Origin of the sequence: Streptomyces sp. IMTB 2501 (assembly GCF_001953885.1) — a bacterium.
Lineage (GTDB): Bacteria > Actinomycetota > Actinomycetes > Streptomycetales > Streptomycetaceae > Streptomyces.
Map to the genome: position 1 here is coordinate 181,113 of NZ_MQUS01000011.1, position 25,174 is coordinate 206,286.

Consider the following 25,174-nt stretch of genomic DNA (forward strand, 5'->3'; position numbering starts at 1 on the left):
GGATCCATGGGCATGGCTGTGCTCCTTGCGTCTGACTGACCTTGCGCGGTGCCCTTTCGTGGGGGCGCGGGTCTGTCAGCAGCGCAGGACCACCGTGCGGAGCAAGGAAGGGGCGTACGGCACCCGGGGCGCGCCGGCGCACAGCCGGGCCGTCGGCCGGACCGGCGCCGGGTCGGAGAGGGGCGCGGGGCGCTCGGGCGCGTCGGCCTGGTGGAGGGCGCTGTCGGGCGGCCGTACGAGTGAGTCGAGGACCTCGTGCTCGAAGGCCTCGGCCGACAGGCCCAGCGCGGGGGCCGCCTGGGCCTGGGCGTGGATACAGGGCACCCACAGGGCGAGGAGCAGCGCGAGCACCCGCAGCCAGGTCCGGCTGCGGGTCAGGCCCGCGATCCCGCTCACGGCAGGGGTATCCCCGGGACGGGCGGGGAGTGCAGCATGCGGGGCGCGATATCCGCCCGCGCGGCGTACGCGCGAGGCACGGGGTTGACGTCGGTGTTCACAGCGTCCGCGGGATTGCCTTGGCCCGGCTGCGGATGCTGAACGCGGTGACGATCTCGGTGAGGCCCACGACGACCAGCCAGATGCCGGCGACGAGGGTCAGCACGGCGACCGACCGGAACGGCGAGTCGATGAGCACGATCCCGGCGATGAAGGTGATGACCCCGAGGAAGATCTGCCAGCCGCGGCCGGGCATCCGGGAGTCGTGCAGGGCGGCCAGGGTCTGGGTGATCCCGCGGATCAGCCAGCCGATGCCGATCCACAGGGCGAGCAGCAGGATCGACTGCATGGGCCCGCGGAAGCAGAACAGGCCGAGCATGATCGACAGGGCGCCGCTGATGAACGCCAGTACGCGCAGCGAGGTCGCCATGTGCGTGCCGAAGGCGGAGGCCAGCTGGAAGATGCCGCTGATGACGAGGTAGAGGCCGAAGAGGACGCCGGCGGCGAGCAGGGAGGCGCCGGGCCAGACGAGCACCAGGACGCCGAGGATCAGCGAGGCGATGCCGGTGCCCAGGACCACCTGCCAGGCAGCCTTGGACAGGGCGTGCAGGGGCCCCTCGAACGGAGGCTCGGGCTCGTGCCGTTCACCCGGCGGCGGTGTCGCGTGGACCTTCCGGTCGTCATACTCGCGGCCCCAGTCCGGACCGCTGTTCGGTGCCTCGGTCATGCTCCATGCTGTGACCGCGGGGGGCGGCGGTGCCATCGGGAAGGGGCTGTTCGGGTGATGCCCCGGGGGTGCCTTCGCGTCAGGGCGACCATGCCTGCCCAGTGCCCCAACAGGCACCGTTCGCCCCGTCGCGACGCCCGGCGCGCCCTCTCGCCGCACCCGCCGAAAGCCCACGTACGCCCAGCCCATCGGGTACGGCCTCGGGCCGGCACGCCGAGAACACGCACCGGACGCCGCTCCTTGACGGGCAGACGTTGCCTGCCGCGGCACCGGGGGCGCGGGGCTGTGCCTGACATGCGGCTGCCGCCGCGCGGGCCCGACAGGCCACACCGCGCCCGCAGCGAACAACACGCCGCACCCACCCGCACAGTCATCGCCCTGACTTGCCGGAGGCCTTCGCCTTCATCTCCTGCTTGTGTGCACGCACCTTGGCCAGTGACTCGGGCCCGGTGATGTCGGCGACGGAGCGGAAGGACTGCGGCTCGCCGTAGGCGCCCGCGGCCTCGCGCCAGCCCTGGGGTGTGACGCCGAGCTGCTTGCCGAGCAGCGCGAGAAAGATCTGGGCCTTCTGCTTGCCGAACCCGGGCAGGTCTCCCAGCCGCTTCAGCAACTCGGCGCCGCTGCCCACGCCCCGCCAGACCGACTCCGCGTCCCCGTCGTAGTGCTCCACGAGGTACTGGCACAGCTCCTGGATGCGCTTGGCCATGGAGCCCGGGTAGCGGTGGACGGCCGGCTTCTCGGAGAGCAGCGCGGCGAAGGCCTCCGGGTCCATCGCGGCGATGTCGTGCGCGTCGAGGTCCCCGGCGGCGTCCGCGCCGAGCCGGTCGGCGATGGTCCGGGGCCCCTTGAACGCCCACTCCATCGGGACCTGCTGGTCGAGCAGCATGCCCACCAGCGCGGCGAGCGGCGAGCGCCCGAGCAGCGCGTCGGCCTCGGGATCCTGGGAGAGGTGCAGGGTGACGTCCATGCGTCGATGATCGCCCGGCCGTGCGCCCGGCGCAGCCGGGGTACCCCGCCCCATGTCCTGTCCTCTCCACCCCTCGCGTACGATCCCTTCACAGGAAACTTAGGCAAGGCTAACCTAAAGCGGAGGAGCTCCGGGTGACCATCGAGACGTACCGCGACGCCTGGGGCATCCCCCATCTACGGGCCTCCAGCGTCCTCGAACTGGCCCGAGCGCAGGGCCGGGTGACCGCCCTGGACCGCGCCTGGCAGCTGGAGGTCGAGCGCCACCGCTCCCAGGGCACCTCGGCGTCCTTCCTCGGCGCGGACGCCCTCTCCTGGGACGTCCTGGCCCGCCGGGCCCGACTCGACGACACCGCCCGCCGCTGCTTCGCCGCGCTGGAACGCCGGGACCCCGAGACGGCCGACTGGGTCCGTGCCTACGTCGACGGTGTCAACGAGGGCCTGCCGACCGGTGCCCGCCGGGCGCCCGAATTCGCCCGCACCGGCCTGATGCCCGGCGGGTGGCAGCCCTGGACCCCGCTCGGTATCTGGCTCGCCACCCACATCCTGTTCGCCGGCTTCCCTGCCAAGCTCTGGCGGGAACAGGCGATACGGCACCTCGGCCCCGACGCGGTCGGCCTGTTCGCCACCGACGGCCCCGGCACGGCCGGCAGCAACGGCTGGCTCGTCCCCGGCGCCCGCACCGCCACCGGGCACGCCCTGATCGCCGGCGACCCGCACCGCTTCATCGAGGATCCCGGGGTCTACCAGCAGATCCACCTCTCCTGTCCCGAGTTCGACGTCGTCGGCCTCGCCGTGCCCGGCGTCCCCGGCATCGCCCACTTCGGCCACACCGGCACGGCCGCCTGGGCCATCACCAACGCCATGGCCGACTACCAGGACCTCTACCGCGAACGCCTGCGCCGTACAGGCGCGGGCATCGAGTCCCTCGCCCCGGACGGCCTCTGGCACCGGGCCACCCGCCACACGGAGACCGTGGACATCGCGGGAGAGCCGCCTCTTGAGATCGAGGTGATCGAGACGGAGAGGGGCCCGGTGATCGCCGGGGGGCCGGAGGGGCTGGTGGCCGGGGTCGTCGGCGCCGAGGGGAACCGGGAGCCGGTGGGCACCGCGGGACCGGAGGGTCTGAAGTCCGCGGCAGCCGGAACCGAAACGGATCGGGGCCCGCAGGCGGGTGTCGCCGACCACGCCCCGCGGGCCGCCGATGGCGAGGACGCCCCACCGGGGCCGCTCGCACCCGGCAGGAGCAGTACGGGTGACGCGGGTGGGCACACTGCCCTGGCCCTGCGTTACCCACCCCGCGTCACCGAGGACCTCGGCTTCAGCGCTCTCCTCCCCCTCCTTCGTGCCCGCACGGTCGCCGACATCGACCGTGCCCTGGACCACTGGGCCGAGCCCGTCAACGTCGTACAGGCCGCCGACACCACCGGCGCCACCCTCCACCGCGTCGCCGGCCGCGTCCCCGTCCGCGCCCGGGCCAACCGCCTTCACCCCGTCCCCGCCTGGCACCCCGGCCACGACTGGCACGGCTGGCACAAGACGCCCTACGCACCCGTGCACGACGACATCGCCGTGATGGCCAACCAGCGCGGCCTCGCCACCCCCCTCGGCGTCGAGTTCGCCCCACCGCACCGCGCCGACCGCATCCGTACCCTCCTCGACGCCCACCGCACCTGGACCGCCGACGCCATGCCGGCGATCCACACCGACACCCACCTCGCCTCCGCCGCGCCCCTCCTCGGCCATCTCGCCGCCCTGGACGCCCTCACCCCCGAGGCGGCCCGCCTCCGTGACCGCCTGCTCGCCTGGAACCGGCGCATGGACGCCGACAGCACCGACGCGGCCGCCTACGCGGCGGTACGCGGCGCGGTCGTACGCCGGCTCGCCGCGCACCCGGTCTTCGCCCCGCTCGCCGAACCCCCGGCCTACCCCGAGGTCCTGCTCCCCTGGCTGGCCCTCGTCCCGCGGATCGGACACGCCCTCGAACACCTGCTGCGCGCCGAGGAGTTGTACGGCATCGATCGCCCGGCCGTCGTACGAGCGGCCCTTGAGGAGATCGCCGCAGCCCCGCCGTCCGGCACCTGGTCCGACACCCACCGCCTCGCCGCCTGGCGCGCGCTGCCGGGGGAGTCGCACGACGAACCCGGGCTCGCCGGTGACCACGACTGCGTGCTGTGCACCTCCGCCGTCCCCGGCCTCACCGACCGTGCGGCCCGCGGCCCGGCCGCCCGTTACGTCTGGGACCTCGCCGACCGCGCGGGCAGCCGCTGGGTGGTCCCCTTCGGCGCCGACGGCGTCCCCGGCGCGCCCCACCACCACGACCAACTGCCCTTGTGGCACAAGGGAGAACTGGCCCCCGTAGTCACCGACTGGACCCTGCTGACCCTGCTGGAACGCACCGAGGAACCCCGATGACCGACCACCGCACCCACCTCTTCGAACAGCACGTCCCCGACTTCGGCACCGTCCGCGTCCACCCCCTCGACCCGGCGTCCGACGCGGACGTGGTCCACCGCTGGGTCAGTGAGGAACGCGCCGTCTTCTGGGGCATGAACGGCCTCACCCGGGACCAGGTCGCCGAGATCTACGCCCACATGGCCGGCCTCGACACCCACCACGCCCACCTGGTCACCGTGGACGGCACACCCGCCGCCCTGTTCCAGACGTACGAGCCCGCCGCCGACCGGGTCGGCGAGTGCTACGACGTACGCCCCGGCGACCTCGGCGTCCACGTCCTCCTCGCCCCCGCCGGCCCCGACGGCCCGCGCCCCGGGTGGACGTCCGCGCTGCTGACCGCGATGACGACGTACGCGCTGCGGGCCCTGGACCGGCGCCGGCTCGTGGCCGACCCGGACGTGCGCAACACCAGGGCGATCGCCCGCTTCGAACGCCAGGGCTTCGTGCGCGGCCCGGCGGTCGTCCTGCCCGAGGTGGACGTCCCCGACGTGTACCTGCCGGAGAAGCACGCCCAACTCGCCTTCCTGGAACGGGCGGTGGCCAGGCCCTAGCCTTCCTCGGGTGACGACGACGCCCGAAGCGCTGATCGCGCACTACGGACTCGAACCCCTCCCCCGGGAAGGCGGCCTGTACCGGCGTACCTGGGCGGGGCCGCTACGCCCGGACGGCCGTCCCGAGGGCTCCGCCATCGTCGTCCTGCTCACCGCGGACGACTACTCGGCGCTGCACCGCCTGCCCACCGACGAGATCTGGCACTTCTACCTCGGTGACCCGCTCCACCTCCTGCTGCTCGCCCCCGACGGCACCACCCGCACCGCCGTCCTAGGCCCCGCCCCGCTGTCCGGCCAGCACGTACAGTTCACCGTGCCGGCCCACACCTGGATGGGCGCCCGCGTCGCACCGGGCGGCGCCTGGACCCTCTTCGGCACCACGATGGCTCCCGGTTACACGGAGGCGGACTACGAACACGGGGACGCGGCCGAACTGACGGCGCGATATCCGTCGCAAGCCGCCCGGATCACGGAACTCTGCCGTACATGAACCTCCTCGACGGACAGACGGCGCTGGTGACCGGCGCGGGCGGCGGCATCGGCCGCGCCATCGCCCTGCGTTTCGCCGAGCAGGGCGCGGCGGTGGCCGTCCACTGCCGTACGGCGGTGGAACCGGCCGGTGAAGTGGCGGCAGAAATCCGGGAGTCCGGCGGCCATGCCGTCGTACTCCAGGCGGATCTGACGGACGAGGTGGCCTGCCACCGCCTGGTCCGGGAGGTGACGGACTGGTCCGGCGGCCGGCTCACCGCCCTCGTCAACAACGCGGCCGTCCAGCCGGTCCAGCCCCTGCCCGGCATGACGGCGGCCGAGTGGCGGACGGTCGTGGACACCGATCTCACCAGTGTCTTCACCTGCACCCAGGCCGCGGCGGCGCACATGCGCGCATACGGCGGCGGCACCGTCACCCACATCGCCTCCATCGAGGCCGCCCACCCCGCGCCCGGCCACGCCCACTACAGCGCGGCCAAGGCGGCGGTGGTCATGCACGCCCGCGCGGCCGCCCTGGAGTACGGGCCCGACGGCATCCGCGTCAACACCGTCTCGCCCGGCCTGATCGACCGGGAGGGCCTGGCGGATGCCTGGCCGGACGGCGTACGCCGCTGGCTGGCCGCCGCCCCCACCGGCCGCCTGGGCCGCCCCGAGGACGTGGCCGACGCCTGCGTCTTCCTGGCCTCGTCGCTCGCGCGCTGGATCACCGGCCACGACCTGACCGTGGACGGCGGTGTCTCGGCCCGTCCGACCTGGTGAGCAACGCGGCCGATCTCTCCGTACCTACGGGGAGGCACGTACACGGAGGCCTGACGAAGGCACAGGGAGGGGACGAGGTGCTGCCCGACCGACACCACCGGACACGACGGCTGACCCTGCTCTGCGCGGGCCTGTTCCTCCTCCTGCTCGGCACGGCGGCGCCCGCGTCGGCCCACGCGGCCCTGCGCGCGACCGACCCCGCCGACGGCACCGTGCTGCGCACGGCCCCCCGGCAGCTCACCCTGACCTTCACCGAGTCGGTCGGCCTGCTCACCGACTCCTTCCGCGTCTACGACCCCCACAACCACCGCCTGCGCACGGGCCCCGCCGAGCACGCCCCCAGCGGCTCGGACACGGCCCGTGTCCCGCTGCCCGGCAAGCTCGCGACCGGCACCTACACGGTCGCCTGGCGGGTGGTGTCGGCGGACAGCCACCCGGTGTCCGGCGCGCTCACCTTCTCGGTCGGCCGGCGCACGGCGACGACGGCGGCCCCGGCCCCCGGCAACACGGAGAACCCGGCCACCGCGGCCCTTTACAACATCGCCCGCTGGCTCGCGTACCTCTCCGTGGCCGTGCTGCTGGGCACGGCGGCGTTCGTGGCGTACTGCCGTCCGCCGAAGACGGCCCCGCTGCGCACCCCCGCCCTGGCCGCGGCCTGGACCCTCCTCGCCGCGACCACCGCCCTGTTCGTCCTGCGCACCCCGTACGAGGAGGGCACCGCACCCACGCTCTCGGTGAGCTCCCTCACCCACGCGGCGACGACCCGCCCCGGCGCACTCCTGCTCGCCCGCTTGGCACTGCTGCTCCTCGCGGCGGCCGCCGTGGCGCTGCTGCGGTCCCGCCGCAGAAGACTCCCGCGCCGTACGACGCTCGGGGTGGCCGCGGCCCTCTCCCTCCCCCTCGCCCTGACCTGGACTGCGGCCGAACACGCCTCGGCGGGCATCCAGGTCCCCCTGGCGATCACCTCCGCGACCCTCCATCTGCTGGCCATGGCGGCCTGGCTGGGCGGTCTGGCGGCCCTGCTGCGCACGCTGCAGCGCACGGCATCCGACCCGGCCGCGCTCCCGCTCTCGGTCCCGGCCCGCTTCTCCCGGATGGCCTCCGCCTCGGTGGCGGTCCTGGTCCTGACCGGCGTCTACCAGTCCTGGCGGGGCCTCGGTTCCTGGCAGGCGCTCACGGACACGACGTACGGCCGCACCCTGCTGGCCAAACTGGCGGTGGTCACCGCGCTCCTGCTGGCGGCGGCCTGCTCCCGCGCCTGGACGACCCGCGCGGTGCGGGCCCGGGCGACGGCGGCGACCGCCCCCGCCCGCATCCCCGAACCGGCGACGGGCCCCCCGCTCCCTCCGGAACCCCCCGCCCCGCCCCCACACCCGCCCTACCCCCTGCTGCGCCGCTCGGTACTGGCGGAGGCGGCCGTCTCCGTGCTGGTCCTGGCCCTGTCCACACTCCTGACGAGCACGGTGCCGGGCCGCGCGGCCACCGAGGCGGCGCGGACCGGGACCCCGGCGGCCGGCATCCCGACGGCCTCGGTCACCACGATCCCCTTCGATCTCGGCACCCCCGGCGGACACGGCAAGGTCCAGATCACCCTGGACCCGGGCCGGGCGGGCCGGACCTCCGTCCAGGCGGTCGTCTACGGCCCCGACGGCGGCCTCTCCACGGTCCCCGAACTCCGTGTCACCCTCACCCTCGCCGCCCAGCGGATCGGCCCCCTCGACACCAAGGTCACCGACCGCGGCGGCTACTGGGGCACCGACTCCTTCGACCTCCCCCTCCCGGGAACGTGGACGATGAAGGCGACGGTACGGGTGTCGGACCTGGACCAGGTGACGGTTTCGGCGCCGGTGCGGGTGACGCGGTAGGCGGGAGATGCCGGTCCGGTCGTCGCACACGCTCAGGGAGCGGACGGGAACGTCTTCCCGCAGGGCCACCGCCCTCTGGGCAGGTCCGGAAGATCATGCGAGGGTGGGCCCATGACGGCACCGGAAGCCGCGGTCGCGGCGGTCGACGAGGTCGAGGAGCTCGCGGCGGACGGGCTGCGGTGGCTGATCGCGGCGGCGCGAGAAACCGCCGGCAGGGGCCTCGCATGGACGACCAGGCCCTCGGACGACAAGCTCGATCCGATGCTCTACAGCGGTACGGCCGGTGTCGTCCCCGTCCTCCTGGAGGCGTGGCGGCACTTCGGCGACGACTCCTACGCCGATGCCGCCCTGCGCGCGGCCCGCAGCCTTGCGGACTCCGTCGACGGCATCGACGACGACTCCCTCTACTTCGGCCGCACCGGAACGGCCCTCGTCCTGCGGGCCCTTCACGAAGAACTCGGCGACACGGCCGCCGGTGCCGCCGCGGACCGCGCGCTGGAACACGTGCGGTCACGCTTCGACGGGACACGATGGAGCGAGCTGTTCGAGCTGATGGGCGGGAACGCGGGGATCGGCCTGGGCGCGCTCCTGGCCGGCGACGCCGAACTGGCCGTCCTCGCCCTGGAACCGTATCTGCGGACGGCGGAGCAGACCCCGGCGGGCGTCCACTGGGCCCACCGCACGGGTATCGACTCCCGTCTGCACCACATCTCGCACGGCACGCTCGGCATCGTCCTGGCGCTTGCCCGGGTCGGCCGGGCGACCGGCCGTGCGGACCTGGTCGAGCTGGCGCTGGCCGGTGCCGCGGACGTCGTGGCGCGTGACGAGGCGGGGCCGCAGGGCTTCCTCGTGCCGCACTCGACCCCGCAGTACCGCCCCGATGTGATCGAGCCCATCAGCTACGGCTGGTGCCACGGCCCGGCCGGCGACGCCCAGGTCTTCCGGCTGCTGCGGGACATCACGACCGACCCCGTCTGGTCCGCCCGCGCCGACCGCTGCTGGCACACGGTCACCCACTCCGGCCTGCCCGGGCGGCTGCGCCCCGGCTTCTGGGACAACAGCGGCCGCTGCTGCGGCACCGCGGGCGTCCTCGCCCTGTCCTGCGACCGGATCGCCGAACAGCAGGACCCGTACGACTTCGCTCACGTCCTCGTCGCGGACCTTGTCGCCCGTGCGGTCCGGGACACCGACGGCGCCCGCTGGTCCAACTTCGAGCACCGGGCCACCCCGAGCGACCTCGAACCGTGCACCGGCTGGGCGATGGGCGACGCGGGCATCGTCCGCGAACTACTGCGCTTCGTACGGCTGATCCGCCGGGGTGATCCCCGGTACGCGTTCGCCTGGCCGGACCAGCCTCCGGTACCCGCTCGCGTCCGTCCTTCAGCGTCCGGGGAGTTGACATTGCCGGGGCGTGACGCCAGAGTCCCGGGCCGATGGACATAAACGATCTTACGGCTGCCGAACAGAGAGTATGGCGTGCCTTCCCCAGGGGCGAGGCGGTGGACTTCCGTACGGCGCAGGACGAGGACACGGCGCAGGGGGCGGATTGGGGCGCCGAACGGACCGTACGCGCAGTCGTGCTGCGGGCCCTGCTCCTCAACGGACCGTCGGAGGACGGGGAGATACCCGCCTTGAGACTCAACGGCGCGCGGATCACCGGCGAACTCGACCTGCAGTACGGCACGATCGACCAGCTGGTCCACCTGTGCGACTGCTACTTCGAGGATGTGCCCGCGCTGTACGCCTCCCGACTCCGCGAGCTGAACCTCAGCGGCTCCGTACTGCCCGGCCTGGCCGCCGCCACCATGCGGGTGGACGGCATCCTGCACCTGACGCACTGCCGGTTCCTCGGACCGGTACGCCTGGCCGGGACGGAGATCGGCGGGCCGCTCTTCCTGAGCGGGGCTGAGATCACCCCGCCGGACACCACGCGTCCCGCGCTCCGGCTCAGCCACGCGACCATCGGCGACGATCTGTGGGCGCCCGGGCTCCGAACGCACGGGGAGGTGACTCTCAGCAGCACCTCGATCGCCGGTTCGGCCGGCTTCGACGACGCGCGGCTCAGCCACCCGGGCGGCGTCGCCCTCGACGCACAGACACTGCTCGTGGAGGGCGACTTCCACATGCGGCGCGTTCAGACTCAGGGCTGGATCGGCCTGCGGGGTGCCCGCATCACCGGGCGGCTCGACCTGTCGTACGCCTCCCTGTCCAATCCCGGTGACGCGGCACTGCGCGCGAGCAGCTGCACCATCGGGGAACTCTGGCTGCGCAAGAGCCCGCCCATGGAAGGCGCGCTGAATCTGCGCCGCGCCCAGATCGAGGTTCTGTGGCTGGAACCGGAGGCGGTCCCGGACGAGGTGCTTCTGACCGGCCTCGTCTACACCGCCCTCACCCCGCACGAGCCCGCCGAACGCCGCCTGCCCATGCTGGAACGCGACGGCGACGGCTACGTTCCGGACACCTACGAACAGTTGACGGCCGCCTACCGCCGCGTCGGCGACGACCACGCCGCCCGCCTCGTCCAACTCGCCAAGCAGCGCCGTCTGCGGGGTACCCGGGCCTGGTACGGACGTCTGTGGGGCTACGTCCAGGACGCCACCGTCGGCTACGGCTTCCGTCCGCTGCGCGCCTGCGGCTGGCTCCTGTCCCTGCTGGCCCTCGGCTCGATCGCGTACGCCCTGCACCACCCCCGTCCGCTCAAGGCGTCCGAGGCCCCGCACTTCAACCCGGTCTTCTACACCCTCGACCTGCTGCTGCCCGTGATCTCCTTCGGCCAGGAGGAGGCCTTCGCGCCGGACGGCTGGTACCAGGCGCTGTCCTACGCCCTCATCATCGTCGGCTGGATCCTGGCCACGACAGTCGTCACCGGCGTGACCAGGAACGTCAGCCGCCAGTGAGCCGGCTCACCACTGCGCAGAACCTGCCGGGCGCTGGGGACGCACTCTTCGTGTCGCACCCCTTACCAGCGGATGAGGGGCCTGACGAATCGGCGATCAGGCGGCCGTCACGGGACGTGGGCTGCCGTGGAAGACCTGGCCGGCGTGCCAGGAGCGGTGGGCGGCCGCGACGGGGTCGGCGCCCGGTTGAGGTCCGAGGACCGGGCGGCCGGCGAGCGCTATGACGTGGTCGCGGGCGGCCGGGCTGTGGCCGACGAAGCGCTGCGAGACCAGGATGCGATGGCCGTCGCCGATGCCGAGGACGCCCCTGTCGAAGAGTTTGTGGTGCAGCGAGCACAGGCACAGGCCGTTGCCGACGTCGTCGGGGCCGCCGAACGCCCACCAGCGCACATGCGTGGCCTCCAACCCGACGGGCACCGCGCCGATCCTGCCGTCGTAGCCGCAGAAGGCGCACTGGTACTCGTAGGCCGTCAGGACCAGCTCGCGCATCCGCGGATCCCGCTGCTGCCTCCGCACGGCCGTGAGCTGTCCGGTCTCCGTGGGTTCCAGCTCCAGGCCGACGGCTTCGCACAGCTCGCCGTGGAGTGAGGGCGGGAAATGCAGGTCGAGCAGGACCCGAGCCATCCGGCCGAGCAGCGAGGGCTCTCGCCGCAGCGCCGCCCGCAGGTCCGGCGCCAGCCGTCCGGTGGCTCCGACGGCCCGCAACTCTCGCACGCCACTGCCGGGACTGCCCGGTCCGCGGTCGGTGCGCACTTCCCACACGCCGTCGCTCACCAGATGGTGGAACGGATAGGCGGGCGTCGTTCTGTTGGGCGGGCCGTACTCGGACAGCAGTCGGCTGAGATCCTCCTCCACCGCGCTGTACCGCAGCTCGCCGTCGGCGTCCTGCTGGAACCGGCCGAGGGCGTACAGGAACAGCAGCGGCTTGTGCGCAGCGCGGGTCCCGCTTCTGCTCCACTGCCTCAGCTTCGCGGTCCGCTCCAGCCAGTCCATGACCGGCGATCGTAGCGGTGCCCTGGCTACGCGGGCATGACACCGTGAACGCGGGAGAGGGTGAAGACGCGCTCGTCGCTTCGCAGATGGCACCAGGCGTACAAGTAGGGCGGGTCCAGATCGAGTTCGCTTGGAGTGCGCACGCTGCGGCTGCCCGAGGAAGCGACGTATTCGATGGTGACGGCCTGGCCCTCGTCGATGGCATGGGCCAGCTGACGGACGTCGGCGGGGGACAGCAGGCGCGCGTACCCGGCGACGATTTCTTCGGTGTCGGTACCAAAGGGGATTCCGTTGCCTGGACCGGGCGCCGGTGCGATGGGTGCGGCGGCCCGCAGCCTGGCGGCCGGCGCGCTCACCTCGACGGCGGCCGAGAGCCCCTTCGGATGTGCTGGATGTGCGCTCGTGCTGCCGGGCGGACGCGGGCGCGGTACCGGGGCGGTGGCGCGTCGGCGCCGGGTCTGTTCGACACGTACGGTCCCGTCGGCGGCCTCGGCGGTAGCCCGCGGCTCGGAGCGCGGCGAGGGTCTTGTCGAGCGGGGTACGGCTGACCAGAACCGTGGGTGCCAGTTGCCGCAGGCCTCCTACGGGGCGCCCCGCAGGTGCCGCAGGAGCGTCTCGAAGGCGGTCCATCCCTCTGCCGACTCACCGTCGCCCAGCGGGTAGTGGTAGCCGGGCCTGGCCGCGGTGCCGAGCCGTACGGGGGCGGCAGGGAGCGGAGGGCGGGCGGCGATGTCGGTGCCCGCCTCGGCGACTTCGGCGGGGCCCAGGGCGAAGCCGAACGGCACGGGTGGCTGTTCGAAGCGCGGCGGCACGGTGAGGTCCGCGCGGGCCTCGCGCAGCTGCGCGAGGAGGGTGCGCAGACCGTGCCGCGCGGCGAGCTCGGCGGCCAGGTCCGCGACAGCGGACACCGGCGGCTTCTCGCCGTCGCGGAATCCGACGGCGAGGGTTACGTCCTCCTCGACTCCGTCCGGCGTGCGCAGCACGCGCAGGGTGGCGAGGGCGGGCCGGTCGGCCGAGCCCACGACGACGGTCCAGGTCGGCTGGGGCGCGCGCTCGTACGCCAGATCGGTGAGGTGGCGCCGCGACCACGGCAGGTTGGCCGGTTCGGCGGTGCCCCAGCCGGTGGGGAGTTCGCCGGCGAGGGCCTGCCAGGCGGCCTCCAGAGCGCCGCCGAGGACCAGGTGGGCGTGGGGCTGGTGGACCGTGCGGAAGCTGAGGAGGAGCTGGCGTTCCCCGGTGCGGGTGACGTCCGTGAAGGCGGGGGCGACCGGTGTCTGGCCGTCGGCGTCCCTGGCAGCCTCGAAGGCGCCGTCCTGCCAGCGCAGGACGGCGCCGGTGAGGCCGTCGTAGTAGCCGCGGTCGGGGTCCTGGACGACCCAGCGCGTGGGTGGGCCGGTGAGCAGGGTGCTGGTGGGGAGGGAGAGCCGGCAGTGGCGCGGCGTGACGATCTGGAGGGCGCGTTCGCTGTCGAGGGTGGCGCGCAGGGCCTCGGAGAGCCAGCTGGTCATGGCGATGACGGGCCGGTCCTGGAGGACCACGGTGACCTTGTCGGTGAGCACGTCGACGGCGGGCTGTGCGGCGGCGGGGGTGGGGACGGCCGTGATCTGGGAGGTGTCGACGGGGTGGGCCGGGTCGTCGGCGCCGGGCGCGTCGGGCGGCCAGACGGTGCCGCCGAGCAGGGTCGCAAGGCGCGCGGCGAAGGCCCCCGCGAGCCGTTCGGCCTCGGGCACCGCGGTGGAGGCGCGGGCCTCGGTCCACCACTTCTGCTCACCCTCGGCAACCGTGGCGCCGAGCAGCCGGTGCGCCTCCCCGGGCACATGGAGCAGCAGCGGGGCCTCGATCGAGACGAGGGGTCGGCCCTCCGCGTCGCAGAGCTGGATGACCGCTCCTTCGGCTGCGGACCGGACGTGGAGGTCGGGACCGCCGGCGAGGAGGCCGGCCAGGACGCTCCAGGCGTCCGGCATGCGGTCGGTCAGTGCGATCACGTCTTTGGTCATGCGGTGCCCTCGTGGTGCCCGTGGTCGGTCGTCGGTTCTTCGGCGAGTGTCGTCTGGGTGAGCCTGGTTGCCTCGCCGTGGCGGACGAGCGTGCCGCGGGCGGGTGGCTGGGTGTTCGCGTGGACGCCGGGGATGAGCCGGCCTTCCTGGCGGTCGCCGGTCATCACGAGAGTGGTGGGCTCGCGCCGGGAAGGTGACGCGCCGAGCGCGCCCATGGCCCGTTCGACGGCCAGCTGTTCGTCGACCCGGGTGATGGCACTGACCAGGTCGACCAGCTGTGGCCGCAGGTCGAAGGAGTACCGTGCGCCCGCTTCCAGCGCCCGCACGCCCTGTCGGACGACGTCCTCGATGTCAGCCGGCAGCGCTTCGGCCGTCGCGGCGCCGATCAATCCGGGGTGGGAGGTTGTCGAAAGCATCCCTAGCTAGGGCCCTTTGGAGGATGAATCACGCCGTGATGTCTCGAAGCCCCGCGAGCGGGTCCCGCCCGTTCTCCTGTACGCACTCGTTCCAGTAGGACACGACATCGTCGGAGCCCGCCAGCACGTAGTAGTCCCAGAAGTCGAGCAGGACCGCCGACCTTGAGCTCCGCAGGACCATTGAAGCGTGGTGTCCTGAATTCGCCTTCGGCGTGGTAGCGAATGCGGTGCAGAGCCACAGTAAGCGGCATTCTCGGCGACCGGACTTACTTCCGCTTGCCGGATCGGAGAGTCTGGACCTCGTCCGCAAGGACCATGAGACGCTCCTGCTCGACAGAGGGAACTACGTAACCCAAAGACTCGGCCTTGGCCTGGAAATCATCGGGGAGCACGACATGGTGCCTGGAAACGTAGAACCAGAGATCACCGCGCCAGACCCACTCCCCGTCTGTGAACAACGACCCACCGCCCATGATGTCTTCGCCCGACCCGAGCACGTCGTCGACGACGCCCATGGAGGCGAAGAGCACATGCCCACTGCGGAGGTAAGAGGCGATTTCACTCTCGTTCGGCTGCGGCGCACCCGCCACGAACGAGCGGATGCTGCTGGTGGCCTCCGGGCTCGACGGCCAAAGCTCGCTGTAGAAGCCGAGGACCTTCACCTTGACACTTCCCTTCAAGAACTACTTGGCAACGACGGGGAGGAAGGTCCTCCAATATCCACCATTTTGCACCTCCGGTTCCTGGCCCTTCGGTCGTGAGGGGTAGATACCCACTTCGTCCGTTGGGGCCATGACCGGAACACCCAGTTCGTTCGCCAGCTGCTGCGCCGCAGGGATATCTGCTATGCCGTCGCGAACCCGCCCCGTATGGCAAGAGATGAGCCTGATGGGCCCTCCCTTGTAACTAGGATTGTTCCTGATGGCTTCGACTATGTGGCTTGGGTGCACTTCGCCAGGCGGGAAATCAACTCCAGCCGCATTCTTCCTGCCAGGCATGAAGAATCCCTTGTCATTGCCGTGAACGATCACGTCATGGTAGCCGTCGAGCCGTACCGTGAACTCCCGGTTCAGTTGGGTCATGCTGTCGTAGCCGATAGTAGTCAGGTGGGGCTGGTGATAGACGTGGTCACCAGTCGCCAGCACGACGTCACCGTGCTCCTTGGGAGGAGCGGGGAGCTTGGACTCCGGCGCGTCCGGCGGAACATAGTCCGACCGCATCGTGTGTGCGGGATCCGGCGCGTGCTCCACCGCCCCGTGATCAGCGTCCTTACTGGCGGAATGATCGACATTGCCATGGTTGCCGTGATCGGCGTCGTGCCGTTCACCGTCAATTCCGTCGCGGCCATGGCCGTGATCGGGGGCTTCGGAACGCCCCGTGTCACCGTCGGCGCCGTGGCTTGAGTGATCCGCCGGTGCTTCGTGAGCGCTGTGCGGCGGCATGTTGTGGCCTTCACCAGCCCTGCTGCCACCGTGCGGTGCAGCATGCTGCTCACCGCCCCCGTCAACGTGCGCCGGGACCGGCTGATCGGCACGGATCGGCACGTGCGACGACGTGGACGGATACGTCGGAGACTCCACCCCGTGCCGCGCCAGACGGTCCTCGGCCGAGGACTCGACCGGGATCGGGTCCTGGTGCGGCTTGCCCTCCGGGGAGAGCATGGTGCCGTCTTCATGGAGGATCGAGCCGTCCGGATACCGGAGGGACTTGTCCGAGACACTGACGGGGGCGTGCGTCTCCGGGATCTTGGGCGAATCGGCACCGTGGAGGAAGTCGTCGGCGGCACCGGAGTGGAGCTCCTTGAGGCCCGCCATCATGTCGCCGACCTTCAGCTTGGCGAAGCCCGCGCCCTTGCCGACGTAGGTCATGGGGTCCACGAGCCGCCCGGTCTTGCCCAGGGCGTTGGCGACCTTGGCGGCGCGGCCGGCCGCGGAAGCCGCCTCTCCCGCCTCACCGGCCTTGGCCGCCAGGGAACCGGCCTTGCCGAGCTTGAGGAGGCTGCCGGAGCCGAGGGTCAGGATGTTGAAGGCGACGGTGCCGCCTGCGCGGGCGGGGTTCTTGTCCCACTCGTCGTAGGCGATGAGGGACTTGCAGAAGTCGCGCAGGGCCTTCTTCTGGCGGTCGGTGTCGCTGTGGTCGGTTGGGCCGAACGCCTTGTCCATGGCCCAGTCGTAGGGCGTCATGATGTACGCGCTGACGCCGCCGAAGACGTCCCCGATGCCGCTCCACGTCTTCGTGAAGGTGTCCCAGTCGAAGAAGTTGACCATGTGACCGATGCCCTTGAGGGTGTCCCAGACACCGTCGACGAAGAAGCCCTTGATGGCACCGCCCACGTTGTGCTTCGTCCACTGCCAGGCGGCAGCCAGGCCGGTGTACTCGCGCTCGTCGACCTTGCCCCAGGGCGTGTCGTCGGCCTTGGCCGCGTCGTCGGCGTTGAACCCGTACATGCCCTTCTTGTGCGAGCCGTCGTCGGCGACCCAGCGCGTACCGCCGACCTGGCCGTCGATCTTCGTGGCGGTCGACCGCTCAAGATCCTGGAACTCGCCCCAGACACGGCCGATCTCGTGGACCAGGTGCGTGTTCTTGTCGATGTTCTTCTGGTCCTGCCGCCAGTCGTGGTCGCCCTCGATCGACTTGCGGAAGGCGGCCGCCTCACTCCTCAGCTGCTCCATCCGCTGGACGAGCGGCCGGGCGTCCTTGGCGAAGGCCGACAGGGCGCCGCCGACGGTCTCCAGCTTCGTGGCGAAGGCGTCGGCCTTGTCCCGGACCGGGAGGGTGGTGTGGAAGAGCTGGTCGGCTTCCGGAGCCTTGTAGCAGGACACCAGGCCCTGGAAGTCGTTGTGGACGTCCCGGCCGGTGTCGCGGATGTCGGACGCGGCCTTCTTCAGCGCACCGGCATCCTTCTCCAGCTGGTCGAGGTCACCACTGTATTCGGGTATTTCGCTGAGGTCGCCGATCACTTGCCCTTACCTTCCTCCGCCTTGACCGGAGGGAGTTTCGGGTCGGGAATGGCGTCGTGCTGGGCGTCGGCCGCCATCTTCAGGTCACCGGCGACGTACTCCGCGGTGGCCTTCGCCGCTCCGCCGATCGACTCGGCGGCACGGGCGGGGAGATAGCGCAGGTCGTCGAACGTCTTGTCCGCGAACTCCTGCAGCGCGGCGGCGACGGGGCCCGGCGTGCCGCTCTTGGGCTTCACTCCGGGGGCCATCGTGCCGGCCGACTTGGCGGCGCTCTCCAAGCCCTTGGTGTAAGCCTTGAATTCGCCCTCGAACTTGCCCGCCGTCTCCTCGGCCGTGCTGAGGACGCCGTGGACTGATTCGACTTGGATGTCCCAGTTGGACACGAAGACCCCGTTATGTGCTCCGTCGACCGATGCCGTTGACCGCGGCCTTCACCTTCGAACAGCTCGAACATGTCTACCAAACGCCTCCCGAGAAGCACAAAGCGGTTCCCCGGGTTGACGGCGCCTCTGTTACGGGACCGTGCAGCTCGTTGCCGGTTCGTAGCGATGCCGTAGCGGGTGGCTCCTGTATGCCGTGTTCGCTGCTAGGCGCCGACAGGTGACGGTTGCACAGCTCGAACCAGACCTTCTGGCCTACGACATCCAGCCCGTCCCACACCCACGCCACGCCCAAGGTGTGCGACCGGCGCCGCACAAGCGTCAGCCCCCTGCCGCCCAACTCCTCCGAGCTGGCCTGTCGGCGACAAGGGTGCGGTCGATGTGGGCCATGTCCATGGTGTCGTTCCGCCTCTCCCGGCCCCGCTGGTCAAGCTTCTCCGGCGATGCCTGAATCGTGGCTCCGGCACGCAAAGGGAGTCAGAGCCGCTGTTCCATCCATTGCCGACATGCCCCCGTCAGCCCGCTGTTTCTGGGGGCTTCCCGTGTTCCTGGTAGGCAGTTGTATCGTCTGCGCGGGCCTGGATGCTGGCGCGGTGTACGAGGCGCGGGATGGTGAGTTCTGGCAGCTCTTCGGCGTGGAAGGGCTCTAGCCGCTGACGATGCCGAGTCTGTGTGCCAGGTCTGCCACGGGTTGGGACGGGCGGCCCCGAGTGCCGCGGATCCAGCCAATGACCAGTTCCCGGCACGCTGGCGCTGGGAACACCAGGGCCCGGCGGCGAGAGCGCCATCCGCGACTGCGTGCAGGAGCGGGCCGTGGTCTTCCACGCCCGAGCCCTGTTCCTCCCCGGTGGCGACCGCGCGGTGACCCGGCTTCCCGAGCAGTGGTCGGTGCCGGCCTGGGACTTCGAGACCGACCGCTGCACCGACCGCGCCTCGGCCTGGCGCACGGCCCGTCAACCCGGCACGGGTCAAGAGGTGGAGGCCCAAGTGCGAGGCACGGACAAGGCAGCCGTGGAGACGGCCTTCACCGAGGCTTGTGCACAGGCTGTGGACCGCGCCCGGAACCCGGGAAAGTACGGCGACACCGACGACTGGTGATGAGGGACGCCTCCGCCGGGACACCAGGCGGTGATGGAGGGCGCCAGTGGGAATTCCGCTGGCGCCCTCCGCTGCGTGCAGACCGACTCCGTGTCGCTACAGCTGGTTCTTCCAGTTGCGGATGGCCTGGTCGAGCTTGGCGCGCAGCCGGTCGGCAGCCGTTGTTCCGGGAAGCAGCTGGGGGTACGCCTCGCTGTCCCTCTTGGCGATCAAAGCGCCGAGAGTGGTGGAACTCTGCGACGGGAAGACCAGGGAGCACTTTTTCCCGCCCAGCTCTTGTGCCAGTCCCAAGAATCCGCGGCCGATCCCGAGACCAGGTGAGGTGCCGTAGTGCTTTGCCTCGATCGCTGCGACGAGCCCCTTGCCCCGGGGGTGGACCATGGCCCGGCGGCTCCGCTCGGCCTCCTGCTGGTCCAGCACGGCGACGTCGCACTCGTGCGCCACCTTCGATGTGGTGGCCGCGACGTACACGCCCAGGTGGATCTCCAGCTTCTTCTGCGTGTCCGGGAATCTCACCACCGCGCGGGTGAAATCGCCGGACCACAGGTTCCCGGGGGACCGGCGGAAGCGCAGCGCGATAGTCGGGTTCGTGCCGTCCTGAGTGAGGAGCGTGGTTCCGCCCGCAGTCCTCGCGGCATCGAGGCACACGACAAGCAGGGATGCCTCGTACAGGTCCGACTCATCCGCCTTGCCGCGGTAGACGGGCTCCAGGATGCCGATCGCTTGCTCGATGGCCTGCACCAGGCTGGGCTTGTTCACTGGATCGCTCCTACCGACACGTCGGTTCCCTCGGACAGCAGCGCGCGGACGGCCGCCAGCGCGGTCCGTGCGTGCTCGGTCTCCGCCTTGAGGTCGAGAGACGAGGGTGTTTCCAACTCCGGATCACCGAACTCGACGGTCAGCTCCATCTCCCGCCTTGAGGCGATGTCCAGCGCTGCCTTGCGGGAGGCGTACATGGTCTCGGCAAGGGTCAGCACGGCCATGCGCGCGAGCTCAAGGCTCTCGTCGTCGGTGTACGGGAGTACGGCGATATCCGCCTTGCCGAGCGGCGGCAGATCGGCCGCCGCCAGTCGGCTGGCACGCGCCTGGTACTCCCCCACCTGTTTGAGTCGCTGCTCGGAAGCCACTCGGCCCTGCCGGACCTCCTGCCTTAGCTCGTCAGCGAGATCCGGCAACCTTTCTGTGAGATGCGCCATGAGGCGTGCGAACTGATCGCTTCCGTCGACAGGCACGCTGCCCCTCCCTTGGTGTTCTAGGCAGGACTGTAGAGCGGGCCGCTGACAGCGGTGGCTCCACTAATCCCTCGTCGTTGATCCCGGCTGGCCTCGAAGAAACCACCAGCCCCCCGGGGGCCGGCCGCTGCCGCGGTGATCGGCCGCCAGGGATCAACTGCAACCAGAACTGCAACCAGAACTGCAACCACGGAACGACGAAGGTCCCGACCGCAGTGCGTTCGGGACCTTCGTTTCGGCTGGTCAGCCGTGGCGGAGGATACGAGATTCGAACTCGTGAGGGGTTGCCCCCAACACGCTTTCCAAGCGTGCGCCCTAGGCCTCTAGGCGAATCCTCCGCCGGAAACATTACATGACCGAGGGGAGTGCTCGCGAACTCGTTCCCGCAGGCCCGGATCGGGTGTGGCCGTGGCCGGTGATCGGGTACTGACCGCGGGCCGCAATCGGGTACTGTGGGGCGCAGCCCCTCACGCGGCGCTATCTGACTGAACTCCCCCAGGGCCGGAAGGCAGCAAGGGTAGGTTGGCTCTGGCGGGTGCGTGGGGGGCCCTTGCGTTTCCGGTGTCCGCGGCCGGGACCGGTTGTCAGTGGGCGCCTATAACCTCGTATGCGTGTCGTCTCTCGCGCTGTACCGCCGCTATCGCCCGGAGACCTTTGCCGAGGTCATCGGGCAGGAGCATGTCACCGACCCGCTGCAGCAGGCGCTGCGGAACAACCGGGTCAATCACGCGTACCTGTTCAGCGGTCCGCGCGGCTGCGGCAAGACGACCAGCGCGCGCATCCTCGCCCGCTGTCTGAACTGTGAGCAAGGTCCCACTCCGACGCCGTGCGGCGAGTGCCAGTCCTGCCGTGACCTGGCCAGGAACGGCCCGGGGTCCATCGACGTCATCGAGATCGACGCGGCCTCGCACGGTGGTGTGGACGACGCCCGTGAGCTGCGCGAGAAGGCCTTCTTCGGCCCCGCAGGCAGCCGGTACAAGATCTACATCATCGACGAGGCCCACATGGTCACGTCGGCCGGCTTCAACGCGCTGCTGAAGGTCGTCGAGGAGCCGCCGGAGCACCTCAAGTTCATCTTCGCCACGACCGAGCCCGAGAAGGTCATCGGCACCATCCGGTCGCGTACGCATCACTACCCCTTCCGGCTCGTGCCACCGGGCACCCTGCGGGACTACCTGGCCGAGGTGTGCGGGCGGGAGAACATCCCGGTCGAGGAGGGCGTGCTGCCGCTCGTCGTGCGCGCCGGCGCCGGCTCCGTGCGTGACTCCATGTCCGTCATGGACCAGCTCCTCGCCGGTGCGGGCGCGGAGGGTGTGACGTATGCCATGGCCGCCGCCCTCCTCGGCTACACCGACGGCTCTCTTCTCGACTCCGTCGTCGAGGCCTTCGCCACCGGTGACGGTGCCGCGGCCTTCGAGGTCGTCGACCGCATCATCGAGGGGGGAAACGACCCGCGCCGCTTCGTCGCCGACCTGCTGGAGCGGCTGCGTGACCTGGTGATCCTCGCCGCCGTGCCGGACGCCGTGGAGAAGGGGCTCATCGACGCCCCGGCCGACGTCCTGGAACGCATGCAGGCCCAGGCCTCCACCTTCGGCGCCGCCGAGCTGAGCCGCGCGGCCGACCTCGTCAACGAAGGCCTGACGGAGATGCGCGGCGCCACCTCGCCCCGCCTCCAGCTGGAACTGATCTGCGCCCGCGTGCTGCTCCCCGCCGCCTACGGCGACGAGCGCTCGGTGATGGCCCGCCTGGACCGCCTCGAACGCGGCGTCAACTTCTCGGGCGGCGCCGGCACCCCGGCCATGGGGTACGTCCCCGGCCCCGAGGCCCACCCCGGCGGCGTCCCCGTCCCACCCGGCGGCGGCCCGGCGGCAGCTCGCGCAGCCGTGCGTGCGTCCAACGGCCCCGGAGGGGCAGGTGCTCCGGGTGCCGGTGCTCCTGCCGTCGGCGGGCCTGGTGCCGGTGGTCCCGGTGTCGGCGGTGGTCCGGCTCCGGCTGCCCCCGCACCCACGGCCCCGGTGGCCCCCGCAGCTCCTACGGCTCCTACACAGGCCCCAGCCCCAGCCTCGGCCCCGGCAGCGGCTGCCTCGGCCACCGCGGAGGCTCCCGCCGCCCAGGCCCCGGTGCCGCCGTCCGCACCCCCCTCTGCTGCAACCCCGGCGGATTCCTCCGCCCCTGCCGCTCCCGGCTCCTGGCCCACCGCCGCTGCCGCCGGAAGCGGCCGGCGCCCCGGTGGCTGGCCCACAGCGGCCGCTCCAGCGGGCGGACAGCAGAGCCAGGCTCCCGCCCAGCAGAGCCAGGCTCAGCACCAGGCGGCCCCTGCGGCCCCCGCACCGGCCGCTGCCGCCCCGGCCGGTGGCCTCGACCCCCGCATGCTCTGGCCGAACATCCTGGAGGCCGTCAAGAACCGCCGTCGCTTCACCTGGATCCTGCTCAGCCAGAACGCCCAGGTGGCCGGCTTCGACGGCACCACCCTCCAACTCGGCTTCGTGAACGCCGGTGCCCGTGACAACTTCGCCGGCAGCGGCAGCGAGGACGTGCTGCGGGCGGCACTGGCCGAGCAGTTCAACGTGCAGTGGAAGATCGAGGCGGTTGTCGACCCGTCCGGCGGCGGCTCCGCACCCCCGTCCGCGGGCGGCTCTGGCTTCGGCGCCGGTGGTGGGTACGGCGGCGGCGCGCCCGCCGCAGGCGGCGGTGGCTACGGCGCCCCGACGGCCCCCCGCCCCGCGGCCCCCCAGCCGGCCGCCCAGCAGGCCCCCGCGTCCCCGCGGCCCGGCCCCGCGGAGGCTCCGCCGGCGCCCACCACCCCTCCCGCTCCCCGGCCCATGACCGCCCCCGAGGACGACACCCCCGAGGACGACGACCCGGACCTGGACGAGTCGGCCCTCTCCGGCCACGAACTGATCGTGCGGGAGCTGGGCGCGACGGTGGTGGAGGAGTTCTCGAACGAGTAAATGAGCAGTCGATCGGTCCCTGGGCGCCTGCGGCCGACCGAGACGCTCCAACATGGAGCCGACCGAGTGGGGGCGGCGGCGCCCGAGTGGCCCGACTGAGCTGGGTGGTGTGCGGGTGGCCGTACTGAACCGGGGCGGCGCGCGCGTGGCGGACCGGCAACTCTGCCCGCTGTGGCCGCACCGGACCACACACCCGTGTAACTGCGCCCGAGTCGGGAACGAGTAGTCCTCCAAGTGGGGGGTGGCGCGCGAGTGGCCCGGCCGGGCGGGGTGGTGCGCGGGTGGCCGGACCGCAACTCTGCCCGCCGGGGTCGCGCCGCACCACCCACCCGACACACCCGACGAGTAGCCGCACCAGAGTCGGGAACGAGTGGCCCGACTGGGCGGGGTGGTGCGCGGGTGGCCGGACTGAGCCGGGGCGGCGCGCGTGTGTGTGGTCGACCGAGCCCGCTCTCCCCGCACCATGCACCTCACCCCCACCCCCAACGGCCCCTTCCGGCCAACCGAGTCGGGTGGGCCGGTGGGCGAGAGCTTGAGGGGCTGGGGGCGGAGCCCCCAGGGACGGTCACGTCGACGGCCAGTGCTCTTGGAGGAAAGCCCAACAAACCCGGCCCCCAACCTTCGGCAACCTTGCCATTAGGCTGACCCCCGTGAAGGTCCTCGTCATCGGCAGCGGCGCCCGCGAACATGCCCTGTGCCGTTCCCTGTCCCTCGACCCCGATGTCACCGCGCTGCACTGCGCCCCCGGCAACGCCGGCATCGCCGAGGTCGCCGAGCTGCACCCGGTCGACGCCCTCGACGGCAAGGCGGTGGCCGAGCTGGCCGCAGGCCTCGGCGCCGACCTGGTCGTCGTGGGCCCGGAGGCCCCGCTGGTCGCCGGTGTGGCCGACGCCGTCCGCGCCGCGGGCATCCCGGTGTTCGGCCCGTCGCAGGAGGCCGCGCGGCTGGAGGGCTCCAAGGCCTTCGCCAAGGACGTCATGGCGGGGGCCGGGGTGCCGACCGCCCGCTCCTACGTGTGCACGACGGCCGAGGAGGTCGCCGAGGCCCTCGACGCCTTCGGAGCCCCCTTCGTCGTCAAGGACGACGGCCTCGCCGCCGGCAAGGGTGTCGTCGTCACCGATGACCTGGAAGCCGCCAAGGCGCACGCCGCCGGCTGCGAGCGGGTGGTCATCGAGGAGTTCCTCGACGGCCCCGAGGTGTCCCTCTTCGCGATCACCGACGGGGAGACGGTCGTACCGCTCCAGCCCGCCCAGGACTTCAAGCGCGCCCTGGACGGCGACGAGGGCCCGAACACCGGCGGCATGGGCGCCTACTCGCCGCTGCCGTGGGCCGGGCCGAAGCTGGTCGAGGAGGTGCTGGAGACGGTCCTGCAGCCGACCGTGGACGAGCTGCACAGGCGTGGCACCCCCTTCTCCGGTCTGCTCTACGCCGGTCTGGCGATCACCAGCCGCGGTGTCCGGGTGATCGAGTTCAACGCCCGTTTCGGCGACCCGGAGACCCAGGTCGTACTGGCCCGGCTGAAGACCCCGCTGGCCGGTGTCCTGCTCGCCGCCGCGAACGGCACCCTCGCCGATCTGCCGCCCCTGCGCTGGAGCGAGGACGCGGCCGTCACCGTCGTCGTCGCCTCGCACAACTACCCCGGCACCCCCCGCACCGGTGACCCCATCACCGGTCTGGACGAGGTGACCGCCGAGGACGCCCCGCACGCGTACGTCCTGCACGCGGGGACGAAGCGGGACGGCGACGCGGTCGTCAGCGCGGGCGGGCGGGTGCTGTCCGTCACGGCCACCGGCGAGGACCTGACCGAGGCACGCGAGCGGGCGTACCGGGCGGTGGGCCGGATCCGTCTGGACGGCTCCCAGCACCGCACCGACATCGCCGCCAAGGCGGCTCAGGCCGCGCAGGCGGCAACCGCCTGACCCGACCTCTCCTCTCCTGTAACCAGGCCCCGGACCTCCGAATCCGGGGCCTGATCTTTGCTGTCTGTCACTCACCTCTGAC

General features: G+C 71.8%; 23 protein-coding genes, 1 tRNA gene and 1 other RNA gene. 11 read left to right on the forward strand and 14 right to left on the reverse strand.

All coding sequences use genetic code 11. The features are described 5' to 3' along the window. Positions 1-75: 75 nt before the first annotated feature. The 3 genes from AV521_RS49365 to AV521_RS20775 all read right to left on the reverse strand — a co-directional run bounded on the left by AV521_RS49365 (position 76) and on the right by AV521_RS20775 (position 2,129). Positions 76-396: a hypothetical protein gene (locus tag AV521_RS49365; RefSeq protein WP_076089968.1), complete on the reverse strand. Its 321-nt coding sequence runs from the start codon at positions 394-396 to the stop codon at positions 76-78. Positions 397-493: 97 nt separating this feature from the next. Next, positions 494-1,162, reverse strand: coding sequence for an HdeD family acid-resistance protein (locus AV521_RS20770; RefSeq protein WP_076089969.1), 669 nt, complete (start codon positions 1,160-1,162; stop codon positions 494-496). Positions 1,163-1,532: 370 nt separating this feature from the next. Next, the gene (locus AV521_RS20775; protein WP_076089970.1) at positions 1,533-2,129 is read right to left on the reverse strand and encodes an HhH-GPD-type base excision DNA repair protein; all 597 of its coding nucleotides are present in this window, start codon (positions 2,127-2,129) and stop codon (positions 1,533-1,535) included. 134 nt (positions 2,130-2,263) lie between these two features. Between AV521_RS20775 and AV521_RS20780 the strand changes: the two genes are divergently transcribed. From AV521_RS20780 to AV521_RS20810, 7 genes are all read left to right on the forward strand, one after another. Beyond that, positions 2,264-4,543, forward strand: a complete 2,280-nt coding sequence (locus tag AV521_RS20780; RefSeq protein WP_076089971.1) for a penicillin acylase family protein — start codon at positions 2,264-2,266, stop codon at positions 4,541-4,543. Then, positions 4,540-5,136, forward strand: coding sequence for a GNAT family N-acetyltransferase (locus AV521_RS20785; RefSeq protein WP_076089972.1), 597 nt, complete (start codon positions 4,540-4,542; stop codon positions 5,134-5,136). Before AV521_RS20780 ends, AV521_RS20785 begins: the two co-directional genes overlap by 4 nt. Positions 5,137-5,146: 10 nt before the next feature. After that, positions 5,147-5,626: a cupin domain-containing protein gene (locus AV521_RS20790; RefSeq protein WP_076089973.1), complete on the forward strand. Its 480-nt coding sequence runs from the start codon at positions 5,147-5,149 to the stop codon at positions 5,624-5,626. Next, the gene (locus AV521_RS20795) at positions 5,623-6,384 is read left to right on the forward strand and encodes an SDR family NAD(P)-dependent oxidoreductase (RefSeq protein WP_076089974.1); all 762 of its coding nucleotides are present in this window, start codon (positions 5,623-5,625) and stop codon (positions 6,382-6,384) included. Before AV521_RS20790 ends, AV521_RS20795 begins: the two co-directional genes overlap by 4 nt. A 77-nt stretch (positions 6,385-6,461) precedes the next feature. Next, the gene (locus AV521_RS20800) at positions 6,462-8,249 is read left to right on the forward strand and encodes a copper resistance protein CopC (RefSeq protein ID WP_371917051.1); all 1,788 of its coding nucleotides are present in this window, start codon (positions 6,462-6,464) and stop codon (positions 8,247-8,249) included. A gap of 111 nt (positions 8,250-8,360) precedes the next feature. Then, a complete protein-coding gene (locus tag AV521_RS20805; RefSeq protein ID WP_079249343.1) occupies positions 8,361-9,692 on the forward strand; it encodes a lanthionine synthetase LanC family protein in 1,332 nt (443 codons plus the stop codon). After that, positions 9,683-11,146, forward strand: a complete 1,464-nt coding sequence (locus AV521_RS20810; RefSeq protein WP_076089975.1) for a membrane-associated oxidoreductase — start codon at positions 9,683-9,685, stop codon at positions 11,144-11,146. The genes AV521_RS20805 and AV521_RS20810 overlap by 10 nt, the downstream gene beginning before the upstream one ends. A gap of 96 nt (positions 11,147-11,242) precedes the next feature. On the opposite strand, the gene AV521_RS20815 is transcribed toward AV521_RS20810, so the two are convergent. The 8 genes from AV521_RS20815 to AV521_RS20845 form a co-directional block, all read right to left on the reverse strand. Next, positions 11,243-12,139 (reverse strand): phosphorothioated DNA-binding restriction endonuclease, encoded by an 897-nt coding sequence (locus tag AV521_RS20815; RefSeq protein WP_076089976.1) that lies wholly within the window; start codon positions 12,137-12,139, stop codon positions 11,243-11,245. A 26-nt stretch (positions 12,140-12,165) separates the two neighbouring features. Continuing rightward, the gene (locus tag AV521_RS52285) at positions 12,166-12,495 is read right to left on the reverse strand and encodes a WYL domain-containing protein (RefSeq protein ID WP_076089977.1); all 330 of its coding nucleotides are present in this window, start codon (positions 12,493-12,495) and stop codon (positions 12,166-12,168) included. 225 nt (positions 12,496-12,720) lie between these two features. Continuing rightward, a complete protein-coding gene (locus AV521_RS20825; RefSeq protein ID WP_076089978.1) occupies positions 12,721-14,136 on the reverse strand; it encodes a DUF6177 family protein in 1,416 nt (471 codons plus the stop codon). Further along, positions 14,133-14,552, reverse strand: coding sequence for a hypothetical protein (locus AV521_RS20830; RefSeq protein WP_143658631.1), 420 nt, complete (start codon positions 14,550-14,552; stop codon positions 14,133-14,135). The genes AV521_RS20825 and AV521_RS20830 overlap by 4 nt, the downstream gene beginning before the upstream one ends. A gap of 28 nt (positions 14,553-14,580) precedes the next feature. Further along, positions 14,581-14,733, reverse strand: coding sequence for a hypothetical protein (locus AV521_RS49370; protein WP_179023254.1), 153 nt, complete (start codon positions 14,731-14,733; stop codon positions 14,581-14,583). An 85-nt stretch (positions 14,734-14,818) separates the two neighbouring features. Then, the gene (locus AV521_RS20835; protein WP_076089980.1) at positions 14,819-15,214 is read right to left on the reverse strand and encodes a hypothetical protein; all 396 of its coding nucleotides are present in this window, start codon (positions 15,212-15,214) and stop codon (positions 14,819-14,821) included. A 21-nt stretch (positions 15,215-15,235) separates the two neighbouring features. Continuing rightward, positions 15,236-17,512 carry a hypothetical protein gene (locus AV521_RS51005; protein ID WP_076089981.1) on the reverse strand — a complete coding sequence of 759 codons (2,277 nt, stop codon included), beginning with the start codon at positions 17,510-17,512 and terminating at the stop codon, positions 15,236-15,238. Continuing rightward, positions 17,509-17,895, reverse strand: a complete 387-nt coding sequence (locus AV521_RS20845) for a DUF6507 family protein (protein WP_076089982.1) — start codon at positions 17,893-17,895, stop codon at positions 17,509-17,511. The genes AV521_RS51005 and AV521_RS20845 overlap by 4 nt, the downstream gene beginning before the upstream one ends. 810 nt (positions 17,896-18,705) lie before the next feature. On the opposite strand from AV521_RS20845, the gene AV521_RS20855 reads away from it, so the two are divergent. After that, complete coding sequence (locus AV521_RS20855) at positions 18,706-18,990, forward strand: hypothetical protein (RefSeq protein WP_256725639.1); 285 nt, start codon at positions 18,706-18,708, stop codon at positions 18,988-18,990. Positions 18,991-19,086: 96 nt separating this feature from the next. Here AV521_RS20855 and AV521_RS20860 read toward each other — a convergent pair whose 3' ends face one another. The 3 genes from AV521_RS20860 to AV521_RS20870 form a co-directional block, all read right to left on the reverse strand. After that, positions 19,087-19,749, reverse strand: coding sequence for a hypothetical protein (locus AV521_RS20860; RefSeq protein WP_076089983.1), 663 nt, complete (start codon positions 19,747-19,749; stop codon positions 19,087-19,089). Further along, a complete protein-coding gene (locus AV521_RS20865) occupies positions 19,746-20,117 on the reverse strand; it encodes a hypothetical protein (protein ID WP_143658632.1) in 372 nt (123 codons plus the stop codon). Before AV521_RS20865 ends, AV521_RS20860 begins: the two co-directional genes overlap by 4 nt. 355 nt (positions 20,118-20,472) lie before the next feature. Beyond that, positions 20,473-20,560: transfer RNA gene (locus AV521_RS20870), tRNA-Ser, on the reverse strand. 120 nt (positions 20,561-20,680) lie between these two features. Between AV521_RS20870 and ffs the strand changes: the two genes are divergently transcribed. The 3 genes from ffs (at position 20,681) to purD (ending at position 25,092) form a co-directional block, all read left to right on the forward strand. Beyond that, positions 20,681-20,777: signal recognition particle sRNA small type (ffs, locus tag AV521_RS20875), an RNA gene on the forward strand. Positions 20,778-20,833: 56 nt separating this feature from the next. Continuing rightward, positions 20,834-23,173, forward strand: a complete 2,340-nt coding sequence (locus AV521_RS20880; protein ID WP_076089985.1) for a DNA polymerase III subunit gamma and tau — start codon at positions 20,834-20,836, stop codon at positions 23,171-23,173. Between the two features lie 650 nt (positions 23,174-23,823). Next, on the forward strand, positions 23,824-25,092 hold the full coding sequence (gene purD, locus AV521_RS20885; protein WP_076089986.1) for a phosphoribosylamine--glycine ligase: 1,269 nt from the start codon (positions 23,824-23,826) through the stop codon (positions 25,090-25,092). The last annotated feature ends 82 nt before the right edge of the window (positions 25,093-25,174 follow it).

What these genes read in the sequence shown, in the direction of transcription:
- AV521_RS20770 (WP_076089969.1), bottom strand. Translation starts at nt 1,162, where the DNA reads ATGACCGAGGCACCGAACAGCGGTCCGGACTGGGGCCGCGAGTATGAC.
- AV521_RS20775 (WP_076089970.1), bottom strand. Translation starts at nt 2,129, where the DNA reads ATGGACGTCACCCTGCACCTCTCCCAGGATCCCGAGGCCGACGCGCTG.
- AV521_RS20785 (WP_076089972.1), top strand. Translation starts at nt 4,540, where the DNA reads ATGACCGACCACCGCACCCACCTCTTCGAACAGCACGTCCCCGACTTC.
- AV521_RS20795 (WP_076089974.1), top strand. Translation starts at nt 5,623, where the DNA reads ATGAACCTCCTCGACGGACAGACGGCGCTGGTGACCGGCGCGGGCGGC.
- AV521_RS20805 (WP_079249343.1), top strand. Translation starts at nt 8,361, where the DNA reads ATGACGGCACCGGAAGCCGCGGTCGCGGCGGTCGACGAGGTCGAGGAG.
- AV521_RS20810 (WP_076089975.1), top strand. Translation starts at nt 9,683, where the DNA reads ATGGACATAAACGATCTTACGGCTGCCGAACAGAGAGTATGGCGTGCC.
- AV521_RS20815 (WP_076089976.1), bottom strand. Translation starts at nt 12,139, where the DNA reads ATGGACTGGCTGGAGCGGACCGCGAAGCTGAGGCAGTGGAGCAGAAGC.
- AV521_RS20825 (WP_076089978.1), bottom strand. Translation starts at nt 14,136, where the DNA reads ATGACCAAAGACGTGATCGCACTGACCGACCGCATGCCGGACGCCTGG.
- AV521_RS20830 (WP_143658631.1), bottom strand. Translation starts at nt 14,552, where the DNA reads ATGCTTTCGACAACCTCCCACCCCGGATTGATCGGCGCCGCGACGGCC.
- AV521_RS49370 (WP_179023254.1), bottom strand. Translation starts at nt 14,733, where the DNA reads ATGGTCCTGCGGAGCTCAAGGTCGGCGGTCCTGCTCGACTTCTGGGAC.